The sequence below is a fragment of the Campylobacter concisus genome, from assembly GCF_902460875.1.
Taxonomy (GTDB): Bacteria; Campylobacterota; Campylobacteria; order Campylobacterales; family Campylobacteraceae; genus Campylobacter_A; species Campylobacter_A concisus_AA.
The window spans coordinates 191,646-202,255 of record NZ_CABPVR010000007.1 but is presented as its reverse complement, the minus strand read 5'-3'; the positions used below and the strand labels follow the sequence as shown (position 1 = coordinate 202,255).

The 10,610-nt window shown below is 37.9% G+C and carries 7 protein-coding genes and 11 tRNA genes; 7 read left to right on the top strand and 11 right to left on the bottom strand.

Features of this window, described 5'->3' with window-relative positions; genetic code table 11:
- Nucleotides 1-6: 6 nt before the first annotated feature.
- The 7 genes from nuoI to F3H01_RS04845 are packed head-to-tail and all read left to right on the top strand — an operon-like array spanning nucleotide 7 to nucleotide 8,721.
- Nucleotides 7-624 (top strand): NADH-quinone oxidoreductase subunit NuoI, encoded by a 618-nt coding sequence (gene nuoI / locus F3H01_RS04875; protein WP_148821766.1) that lies wholly within the window; start codon nucleotides 7-9, stop codon nucleotides 622-624.
- A 23-nt stretch (nucleotides 625-647) separates the two neighbouring features.
- Entirely contained in the window at nucleotides 648-1,184 is a 537-nt protein-coding gene (locus F3H01_RS04870; protein ID WP_148821765.1) for an NADH-quinone oxidoreductase subunit J, read from the top strand.
- Nucleotides 1,181-1,483, top strand: a complete 303-nt coding sequence (gene nuoK, locus F3H01_RS04865; protein ID WP_148821764.1) for an NADH-quinone oxidoreductase subunit NuoK — start codon at nucleotides 1,181-1,183, stop codon at nucleotides 1,481-1,483. The genes F3H01_RS04870 and nuoK overlap by 4 nt, the downstream gene beginning before the upstream one ends.
- A gap of 3 nt (nucleotides 1,484-1,486) precedes the next feature.
- Complete coding sequence (gene nuoL / locus F3H01_RS04860) at nucleotides 1,487-3,325, top strand: NADH-quinone oxidoreductase subunit L (protein WP_149725026.1); 1,839 nt, start codon at nucleotides 1,487-1,489, stop codon at nucleotides 3,323-3,325.
- Nucleotides 3,325-4,836, top strand: a complete 1,512-nt coding sequence (locus F3H01_RS04855) for an NADH-quinone oxidoreductase subunit M (protein ID WP_149725025.1) — start codon at nucleotides 3,325-3,327, stop codon at nucleotides 4,834-4,836. Before nuoL ends, F3H01_RS04855 begins: the two co-directional genes overlap by 1 nt.
- Entirely contained in the window at nucleotides 4,833-6,323 is a 1,491-nt protein-coding gene (gene nuoN, locus F3H01_RS04850; protein ID WP_149725024.1) for an NADH-quinone oxidoreductase subunit NuoN, read from the top strand. Before F3H01_RS04855 ends, nuoN begins: the two co-directional genes overlap by 4 nt.
- A gap of 22 nt (nucleotides 6,324-6,345) precedes the next feature.
- The gene (locus tag F3H01_RS04845) at nucleotides 6,346-8,721 is read left to right on the top strand and encodes a tetratricopeptide repeat protein (RefSeq protein ID WP_149725023.1); all 2,376 of its coding nucleotides are present in this window, start codon (nucleotides 6,346-6,348) and stop codon (nucleotides 8,719-8,721) included.
- Nucleotides 8,722-9,302: 581 nt separating this feature from the next.
- Here the strand turns inward: F3H01_RS04845 and F3H01_RS04840 are convergent.
- From F3H01_RS04840 to F3H01_RS04790, 11 genes are all read right to left on the bottom strand, one after another.
- A tRNA-Glu gene (locus F3H01_RS04840) sits at nucleotides 9,303-9,377 on the bottom strand.
- An 8-nt stretch (nucleotides 9,378-9,385) separates the two neighbouring features.
- Nucleotides 9,386-9,461: transfer RNA gene (locus tag F3H01_RS04835), tRNA-Lys, on the bottom strand.
- A gap of 121 nt (nucleotides 9,462-9,582) precedes the next feature.
- A tRNA-Asp gene (locus tag F3H01_RS04830) sits at nucleotides 9,583-9,659 on the bottom strand.
- Between the two features lie 8 nt (nucleotides 9,660-9,667).
- Nucleotides 9,668-9,743 (bottom strand) — tRNA-Val (locus F3H01_RS04825).
- An 18-nt stretch (nucleotides 9,744-9,761) separates the two neighbouring features.
- A tRNA-Glu gene (locus tag F3H01_RS04820) sits at nucleotides 9,762-9,837 on the bottom strand.
- Between the two features lie 13 nt (nucleotides 9,838-9,850).
- A tRNA-Lys gene (locus F3H01_RS04815) sits at nucleotides 9,851-9,926 on the bottom strand.
- Between the two features lie 139 nt (nucleotides 9,927-10,065).
- Nucleotides 10,066-10,150, bottom strand: a tRNA-Leu gene (locus tag F3H01_RS04810).
- A 15-nt stretch (nucleotides 10,151-10,165) separates the two neighbouring features.
- A tRNA-Arg gene (locus tag F3H01_RS04805) sits at nucleotides 10,166-10,242 on the bottom strand.
- Between the two features lie 15 nt (nucleotides 10,243-10,257).
- A tRNA-Arg gene (locus F3H01_RS04800) sits at nucleotides 10,258-10,334 on the bottom strand.
- A gap of 6 nt (nucleotides 10,335-10,340) precedes the next feature.
- Nucleotides 10,341-10,417: transfer RNA gene (locus tag F3H01_RS04795), tRNA-His, on the bottom strand.
- 9 nt (nucleotides 10,418-10,426) lie between these two features.
- Nucleotides 10,427-10,504, bottom strand: a tRNA-Pro gene (locus F3H01_RS04790).
- Nucleotides 10,505-10,610: the final 106 nt, after the last annotated feature.

The following is a 10,610-nucleotide window of genomic DNA, read 5'->3' as shown; positions in this document are numbered from 1 at the left end:
CGAAAAATGAGTGAGAAAAAATATATTTTAATAGATGAAAAGTTAAAGCCAAAGAGCACGTTTGATAAATTTAAGCACTTCATTGCTGCCACATTTAAGCCTGATCTTTTGATCGGACTAAAAGTCACGATAAAGCAGATGCTCTTTAGCAAGTCACATACTTTAAAATACCCTATGCAAAAGATGGAGCTAAACGCTAGATATAGGGGCATTCACAAGCTTTTAAAATTTGTTGAAAGTGAAAATGAACGTTGCATTGGGTGTGGGTTATGTGAGAAAATTTGCGTTAGCAACTGTATTTCGATGAAGACTTCACTTGGCGAAGATGGCCGTAAAAAGGTCGCAAGCTACTCAATAAATTTAAGCAGATGCGTATATTGTGGATTTTGCGCTGATGTTTGCCCTGAGCTTGCGATAGTCTGCGGACAAGAGTACGAAGTTGCTAGCGAGAGCAGGATCATATTTGGAACAAAAGATGAGTTTTTGACAAAGGATAAATTTTTAAAAGATCAAAGCGAGTTTGAAGGATACGGAGCGCTTCCTAAAAATGCTGATAGCTTAATCAAAAAGACGCCAAATGCATTTATAAACGAAAATGAAAATGAGACAAAAAGTGATGAGTAGTATAAATTTTAAAAGGGCAAAAGATGTATGAGAGCTTTGCATTTTATCTTTTTAGCGCCTTGGTTTTAGTTAGTTTTTCTTTTAGCGTATTTTGTAAAAACGCACTAAATGCAGTCTCTGCGCTAGCTGCTGGCATGGTCTTTATCTCGGCTATATTTTTCTTACTTGGAGCGGAATTTCTAGGCGTAGTGCAGATAATAGTCTACACAGGTGCTGTGGTCGTTTTATATGCATTTGCGATGATGTTTTTTGATAGTAGCAAAGAGTGTGAGCCAAAAAGTAACAAAAAAGCAAAGATCACCATCTATCTTTTAAGTAGCTTTATAGCGCTTCTTTTGATATTTATATTTTTAGCTCCTATTTATGGTGCAAAATTTGATGGATTAAGTCCCATTGCTAGCGAGCTTGGCAATATCGAGGCTATTGGAATTTTACTTTTTAGCAAGTATTTGATCGCTTTTGAGATGTGTGCTGTAATGCTTCTTGTGGCAATGGTTGCTGGCATTATCTTAATACATAAAGATCTAAATACTAAAAATACGCTAGAGGAGATGCTATGATAGGACTTACTCACTACCTCATCCTTGTAAGTCTGGTCTTTGTCATAGGGCTAATTGGCATAATGCGAAGAAGAAATTTGATTATGCTATTTTTCTCAAGTGAAATTTTACTAAACTCGGCAAATATCGCACTCGCGGCTATCTCAAAATACCACTTTGATCTAACTGGACAAATAGTTGCATTTTTTATAGTTGCCATCGCTGCTAGCGAAGTCGCCGTGGGGCTTGGCCTGCTCGTGCTTTGGTATAAAAAGACTGGTAGCATTAGTCTAGATTCGATGACAAATATGAAAGGCTAAGAGATGACTTTATTTTGCATTTCACTATTTTTCCCACTTCTTAGCTTTATCGTTTCTGGACTTTTTTCACATAGCAGTAAAAATTTTTTACTTGGTATCTTTTGCTCACTTTTAATGATAATTAGCACAACCGCCTCACTCATGCTAGCAGCCAGTCTTGGCATAGATGAACCGCTAAATTTATCACTAAAAGAGTTTATAAATTTTGGCGGTCTGGATTTAAATTTTGGCTTCTATCTTGACGCCATTAGCCTTGTTATGCTTAGCACTGTGGGTGTGGTAGCTAGCGTAGTGCATATCTACTCCATTGGCTACATGAAAGATGACGCAAGCTTTAACCGCTTTTTTAGCTACTTGGGGCTTTTTGTATTTTGCATGAATGTCCTTGTATCAAGCGATAACTTTATAGGGCTATTTATTGGCTGGGAGGGCGTTGGACTTTGCTCGTGGCTACTCATTGGCTTTTGGTATAAAAAGCCTAGCGCAAACGTCGCTGCAAACGAAGCCTTTATAATGAATAGAGTCGCTGATCTAGCCATGCTTGTTGGCATTTTTTATATATTTTATAGCTTTGGCTCACTTAAATTTAGCGAGGTTTTTAACGCTAGAAGCGACTTTTCTGGGCTAAATTTAGGTATCATCGCCACACTTCTTTTTATAGGCGCCATGGGTAAAAGTGCACAGTTTCCATTTCACACCTGGCTTGCAAACGCCATGGAGGGACCAACGCCAGTTTCTGCACTCATCCACGCTGCGACCATGGTAACAGCTGGCGTCTATCTAGTCATACGCGCAAATTTTATCTTTACAAACGTACCTGAAGTTTCGCACTTTATCGCCTGCCTTGGCGCATTTGTAGCGGTTTTTGCAGCAAGCATTGCACTTGTGCATAACGACCTTAAAAAAATAGTCGCCTACTCGACGCTTTCACAGCTTGGCTATATGTTCGTAGCTGCTGGACTTGGGGCTTATAAGATTGCACTTTTTCACCTTGTCACGCATGCATTTTTTAAGTCACTTCTCTTTTTATGCGCTGGCAACGTTATGCACGCGATGAATGATGAGCTAAATATCAAAAAAATGGGCGGACTTTATAAATTTATGAAGCCAACCGCACTTCTTTCTATCATCGCAAGCTGCGCGCTGGCTGGATTTTACCCATTTGCTGGCTTTTTTTCAAAAGATAAAATTTTAGAGGTCGCCTTTAGTGAAGATCAAATTTTGTGGGCCGTCTTGCTCTTTGGCGCGGTGCTTACGGCATTTTATAGCTTTAGACTTGTCATGCTAGTATTTTTTGCAAGGCCAAAGAGCGAGAAACACGTGCATGAAGCTAAAAACTATATGCTAGCTGGCATGGGCGTACTTGGAATTCTCTCAGTCATAAGTGGCTTTTTTTGGAGCAACTTTAGTGAGTTTTTAGAAAAAAGCTTAAAAGATTTTTCACTAAATTTATCTCACGGTAGCGAAATTTTCTTGCTCGTTTTAACACTTAGTCTAGTGCTAGCAAGCGCTGGCTTTGCAGTATTTGCCTATAAAAAAGAAATTTTTAAAGAGAGTGTTTGTGAGAGTAGAATTTATAAAATTTTACAAAATGCCTACTTTATCCCAAAATTTTATGAGAAATTTTTTATAAATGGCTACACGTTAATTTCACAAATTTGTAAAAAGATTGATGAGATGATAATCGATCGTAGTGTCGATCTAGTCGCAACGGTGCTAAATAAATTTGCATATTTAGCAAACAAAATGCAAAGTGGCGACTTAAGCATCATGCTTAGATTTATGGTTGCAGGATTTGCCTTGCTTTTAAGCTTTATATTTTTATTAAACGGAGCCAAATAATGCTAAGTGTCATCATATTTTTCCCTGCAATAAGCGCAATGCTAGGCTTCTTGATAGAAAATAAAAGTATCAAATTTTATGGAGCAAGCATCGCTCTTATCGAGCTTTTGCTAGCCATTTTTGTCTGTTTTAATGTTGATTTTAAAGGCTATGAGTTCGTGCTCATGCATCAAATTTTGCTAATACCAAGCCTAAACATCAGCTATTTTGTCGGCATCGACACCATTTCGCTAGCACTTATCGTACTTAGTGCATTTATGAGCTTCATCTCTATCGCCACACTTAGCAATGATGGAAATTTAAAGCACCTAATTATTAGCGTGCTCTTTTTAGAGAGCACGATGATGGGCGTCTTTAGCGCGCTTGATATGATCTTGTTTTATAGCTTTTGGGAGCTTAGCCTCATACCGCTACTTTATATCATCGGCGCATTTGGTAGTAAAAATAGAATTTACGCTGCGATTAAATTTTTTATCTACACATTTTTGGGCTCTGTCTTTATGCTAGTAGCGATCATCTTTATCGGCTATCTGTGCTATCAAAAAAGTGGCGTCTTTAGCTTTAGCCTGCTTGATTGGTACAAGCTTGGTATCGGAGAAAATGCTCAAATTTGGCTATTTTTAGCATTTTTCTTTGCCTTTGGCGTGAAAACTCCGCTATTTCCATTTCACACGTGGCTACCTTACGCGCACGGACAGGCTCCGACTATCGGCTCTGTGCTACTTGCTAGCGTGCTTTTAAAGATGGGCTCTTACGGCTTTGTGAGATTTTCACTTCCACTTTTTCCAGATGCGAGCCTGCTTTTAAGCGGCTTTGTCTGCGTCATAGCTATCATTATGATCATCTACGCAGCCCTTGTTGCATACGCGCAAAGCGACATGAAGCAAGTGATCGCTTATAGCTCCATTTCACACATGGGCGTCATCATGCTTGGCATCTTTTCTTTAAATTTAATAGGCCTTGGTGGCTCAATATTTTTAATGATAAGCCATGGCATCGTAAGTGGTGCGCTATTTTTACTAGTTGGCGTCATATATGAGAGGGCTCACACAAAAGAAATTTGTGAATTTGGCGGCCTTGCCAAGGTGATGCCAAAGTATGTGCTTATATTTTTTATAGCAACGCTTGCAAGTATCGGCCTACCACTAACGATCGGCTTTGTAGGCGAGTTTTTGAGCCTTCTTGGCATCTTTAAGCTAAATAAACTCTTTGCGCTACTTGGTGGCTTTAGTATCATTGTGGGCGCTATTTATATGCTAGTGCTTTATAAAAGGGTGTTTTTTGGCGAGTGCAAGGAGAAAAATTTAAGCCTAAAGGATCTAAATTTTAAAGAGTTAGCCGCTCTTGTGCCACTTTGCTTACTCATTATCGCCCTTGGTGTCGCTCCAAATTTAATCCTAAAGCCGCTTGAGCCGAGCATACAAAATATCATAAGCAAAATGCAAACTAGAGCGGTAGATAGCAGTACAAAGGATAAAATTTCATCTTTAAATGGTGGGAGCAAACTATGAACGAAATAGCCTTTTTAAACCTTAAAGAAATTTCTTTATCTTCGGTTGCTCCGATGCTTAGCATGATAATCTTCGCGCTTTTTATCTTAATCGTTGGCACCATAAAAAAAGACCTTTCAAGAAATTTCTACTGCGTATTTTGTATCATCGCAATATTTGTAAATTTGGGCCTAATACTTGATTTTAACGGTCTTAGCCTTAGCTTTTGGGATATGCTTTTAGTTGATGGCGTTTCGGTCATCTCTCAAGTCATCATCCTAATCGCCTCAGCTCTTTTCATCCCACTCGCACTTAGTACAAAAGAGTATTTTGAATACAAAATTTATGAGTATTACGCTCTATTTTTGTTTATGATCGCTGGATTTTTGTTTATGGTGAGCTCAAATAACCTACTCATCATCTTTTTAGGCCTTGAGATCAGCTCGCTTTGCCTCTACACCCTAATCGCCCTTCACAACAAGGCAAAAAGCGTTGAGGCTGCTATAAAATACTTTGCTATGGGCTCGCTCTCGGCTGGCTTTTTTGCGATGGCGATAGCGATGTTTTATCTAGCGACAAACTCAATAGACATCGCTCGTATCGGTGTTGTCATAAAATATCTTAGCCTAAATCAAAATTTGATCATTTTATTAGGCTGTGTTTTCATCGCCTCAGCCATTGGTTTTAAGCTCTCACTCATACCATTTCACACATGGATCCCAGACGTTTATGAGGGCTCAAATGCCCCACTTGCTGGCTATATGTCGATCGTGCCAAAGGTGGCAGCTTTTATCGTTGCGTTAAGAATTTTTGCGATGCTTGAAGGCTCACAGATTTTGTGGATAAAAGATATGCTCTACATCATCGCTGTGCTTACGATGAGCCTTGCAAACATCATGGCGCTAGTACAAAAAGACGTAAAAAGGATGCTTGCTTTTAGCTCCATAGCTCACGCTGGTGTCGTGCTCTGTGCGCTTGTGGCAAATTCTCACGAGGCAAATGTCGCCTTGTTTTTTTACTGGATCATGTTTTTGTTTGCAAATTTGGGCGCATTTTCTATGCTCTGGGTAGCAAGGTGCGACGATGTGGTCTGCTGGGACAAGCGTTTTAAGCACCCATTTGAGAAATTTTCAGGGCTTATAAAAATTTTACCAAGCTACGCAGTTATAATGGGAATTTTTATGATCGCCCTTGCTGGCATACCGCCTTTTAGCGTATTTTGGGGCAAGATGGTGCTTATCTCATCGCTTATCAAGTCTGATTACGTCGTACTTAGTGTCATTATCATGATAAATTCTGCCATTGCGATTTATTACTATTTAAAGCTAATCGTCTTTATGTTTTTAAAAGAACCGATCGTAAAAGATAAAAATCTCTACACCGCAAATATCTCTATGGCGCTAAAAGTAATTGTTGGCATTGCGGTAGCTGGAACAGCCTTTTCGTTTTTATTTTCTGGGGCGATTTTGGAATTTATTGAGCATTTTGTCTTTGCTTCAGGATTTTAGAAAATTTAACTATAATTGCGGCATGAAAAAGCTCTTAATTATTTTATTTTTTCCGCTTTATCTAACCGCTTTTAATCTTAGCCTAAATAGCGGCGCAAATGGTGATAAACCTTATAGCGTTCTTCAGCTAAGCGATGAGCAAGAATTTGAATGCGTTGAGCAAATTTTAGCTTACGACACCAAACGCTATGTCTGCATGCTTGATGATGAAATTTTACCCAAAATTGAAGATACGACACTGCCATTAATGGATATAAAATATAAAAAGCAAGATGGCAAGCTTTTTATCGTCATAATGCCAAAAGCACCGTCAAAACTGCTAAATATAAAAACTGAGCTTTATAATAGCCAAAACGTACAAGATAGCCCAAAAACAACCATTTCAAAACACTTTAGCATCATTATAGATACTTCGCTCAGTGAAAATAGCAAGAGAAAGTCTGGGCTAAATTTTAAACCTGATTTTAAAGATATGCTAAATCCTAGTATTGGAGCGCTTGATCTTAACAAAGCCCCTATTGCTGGGCTTGATAGTAATGACATTGATATCTACATAAGCATAAAAAGAGCTTATGAAAAAGGCGCTTATGAAAATGTAGTAAAAGATACTCAAACAGCGATAAAAAGGCATCCAAATAGCCTTTTTTCAAGTGAGTTTTTACTATTTCGCCTAAGGGCTCTTGATAAAATTTTTGAGACAAAAAATGAGTTTGAAGAGATCGAGCCAAAAGATATCGTAAGTGAAGGTAGGGCTTGGATCAGAAAATTTCCATCTGATGAAAACTACCCAGAGGTGCTATATCTAATCGCTAGAGCCTACCTAAAAGATAGCATTGCAAGTGATGCAAAATATATGCTTGATATCTTAAACGAAGAGCATGCAAACTCAAAATTTACGAAACTTGCAGCACTTGATTACGCTGATTATCTCTATAAAATAGGTAGACAAAAGGAGGCCCTAAAAGACTATGAAAAAGTGCTTTACTCCACAAACGACATCGACCTTGCAAGTAGAGCAGCACTAAGCCTAGCTGATGCAAATATTGATAAAGAAAAATTTGATGAAGCAAAGAAATTTATACTAAAAATCGCAAATGCGAATGAAAAATTTTTTATGAATAACCCGACAAAGTCGATGAATCTTGCAACTACATTTGCAAGTAAAGATATGCCTGATGTGGCTGCTAAAATTTATGAAATTTTGATAAATAATAGCGATAGGACGAAAGATTTTTATGAAGTTGCTTTAAAAAATTTAGCACTCAATCTAGCCAAAACAAAAGATGAGAAAAAAGCATACGAATACTTAAATAGATATGAGACAGAGTTTAAATATGGTGATTATATTGATGAGGTGACTAAAGCAAAAGATGGGTTATTTTTTGAAGAAAAGGATAAAAATGCTACTGCACTTCATGCTAGATATAAAGAGCTAATTGAAAAATATGCCGGGACAAATATTAGCCAAAAGGCTCTAATAAGCGAGCTTGAGCTGGATATTAAAGAGCGCAAATTCTCCGATGCACTATCTTACAAAACCATGGCAAAAGATGGAAATTTAAGCAAGGCAATGGAACTGATAAATGAGGCTGCGCTAGAGCTTACAAAAGAGTATTTTATAAAAGATGATTGCACGGCTGTTATAAATTTACTTGAAAACTACGATATAAACAAAATCTCATTACCACAATTTAAGCTCTTTAACTGCTATTACAGAACGGCCCGCTACAACGATGCACTTGAGCTCGCGAAAGCTCATGCAAAAGATGAAAATTTAGAAGATAGGGTCGAGTGGCTGGTAAATTTGAGCAAAATTTTATATAAAAACAAAGACTACGAGCATGCGATCATTGCCGCAAATGACGCACTTTCACTTGGCTCATCAGTCGAATACTCAGATCCAACACCATCTCTTTTTGACAGGTTTTACTCATTGCTTGCGTTAAAACGCTTTACGGAGGCGATCTCAACCATTAGCGCTATTGAGCAACTAAGAGGCCAAGACTTTAAGATTATCGAAGCATATACAGCCATAAGTGACTATGCGATGAAAAGTAATGACTACGCCATAGCTACAACGTATGCTAAAAAAGCTCTTGAGCTACAAACAAAAGCCAAGATAAATACATTTTCGCCAAAGATAAATTTTAACTACTCAGAAGCTTCACTAAAGACAGATAACCTAGGTGAGGCGCTTGACGAGGCGAAATTTATACTAAATATGAAACTTGGACCAGAAGACCGCTTACACGCTTTAAATTTGATAAGTGAAATTTATATAAGACAAAAGCAGTTTAAGTTAGCTAGGACTTATTTAAATGAGTGCTCTGACTCAAATTTTGTAAGCCCGTATAAAGATGCTTGCAAAGCTAAGCTTGATATGATAGGCAAAAACTAAATAAAAAGAAATAGCTTGTTTGCTAGTTTTATATTTGAGCTTAAATTTTAACCTTTATTTTTGCTATTTAAGTTGAGTTTTCTTTATAATTGCGTCTTTAATATTTTTACATTGCCACCAAATGCTCTTTATATTATAAAAGAGCTATATTTTATCGTAAGCTTTAATATATTTTTACGCATGGATCCTGGCTGGTATGATCTTAAAAATTTTAAGCACCTTTCTCACAAACAAGAGAATTGGCCATTTTATTACCAAATATAGCTGTTTTATGTTTTATAAGCTTAAAAATTAAAAATGCTTATAAGTTTTTTGTCCAATAGATCAAAGCAAAAATAATTTGCAATGCTCTGTAATCATGTTTCTATGATGTACTTTTATTATATTTATAAAGATTTTTTAGCTTACTACAAGCTAACTTCTAGAATTTGTCGCTTAATACACACTCATTAAGCACAATATTATAAAAATTGATTTTTACGTTTTTAGTATCAATTTGCCAAGCAAATAAGTATACATTTTTAAGAAATTTCTATAAAAATTCTGCGTAACAAATTAAAAAATAAAAAGGATTAGAAAAATGGTGACCCATACGAGACTCGAACTCGTGTTACCAACGTGAGAGGCTGGTGTCCTAACCGCTAGACGAATGGGCCAAAATGGATGGTGCCCCGTGTAGGCCTCGAACCTACGACCCCATCATTAAGAGTGATATGCTCTACCAACTGAGCTAACGAGGCAAGATTAAATAGTAATAATAAATCTTAAAGTGTTATCTTAGAACTTATAATCTTAAAATTTAATTTGACACTCAATAATGGGTGCTTTATTAGACACAACCTTAACCTAAGGTTTAATGGATGGCGCAGCGGACGGGGCTCGAACCCGCGACCTCCGCCGTGACAGGGCGGCATTCTAACCAACTGAACTACCGCTGCACCTAAAATGGTGGTCGCTATAAGACTCGAACTTATGACATCCACCTTGTAAGGGTGGCGCTCTACCAACTGAGCTAAGCGACCTAAAATTTAAAAAACATCTGGCGACCCTTAGAGGATTTGAACCTCTGTTTCTACACAGAGAAAGTAGAGTCCTGAGCCACTAGACGAAAGGGTCATAAACCCAAAAATGGTGTCCTGCGTTGGATTCGAACCAACGGCCCCCTCATTAAAAGTGAGATGCTCTACCGACTGAGCTAGCAAGACATTTGCTTAAAAAAGAATTGAGATTATACAAAAAAACATTATCACATGTCAAGAAACAAGAAAAAGTATCCAGTACTTTACAATAAAGGCTAACTTTAATTTTTAATAATATAAGTTTATCTCAAATTATAAAAAAGAATGGTGCGGATGAAAGGACTTGAACCTTCACGCCGTGGGGCACCAGATCCTAAGTCTGGCGTGTCTGCCAATTTCACCACATCCGCACAACAATAATAAAGTGGTACGCCCATCAGGATTCGAACCTGAGGCCTACGGCTTAGAAGGCCGTTGCTCTATCCAGCTGAGCTATGAGCGCATAAAGTATTTTAAGTGGCGCGCCCGATAGGAGTCGAACCCATAACCTACAGATCCGAAGTCTGTCGCTCTATCCAATTGAGCTACGAGCGCCCAAAATGGGGTGAGTGATGGGAATCGAACCCACGACCCTCAGGACCACAATCTGATGCTCTAACCGACTGAGCTACACTCACCATTTAACATGGTCGGGGTGAAAGGATTCGAACCTTCGGCCCTCTGGTCCCAAACCAGATGCGCTAACCAGACTGCGCTACACCCCGCCTGAGTCGTGTTTGTAAGTTTATGCCACTACCTCATTAAAAAGTCGTATTTTAACTTGTTTTTTTTATAAAGTCAATTAAAAAACACTTAAATTAATAGAAATTA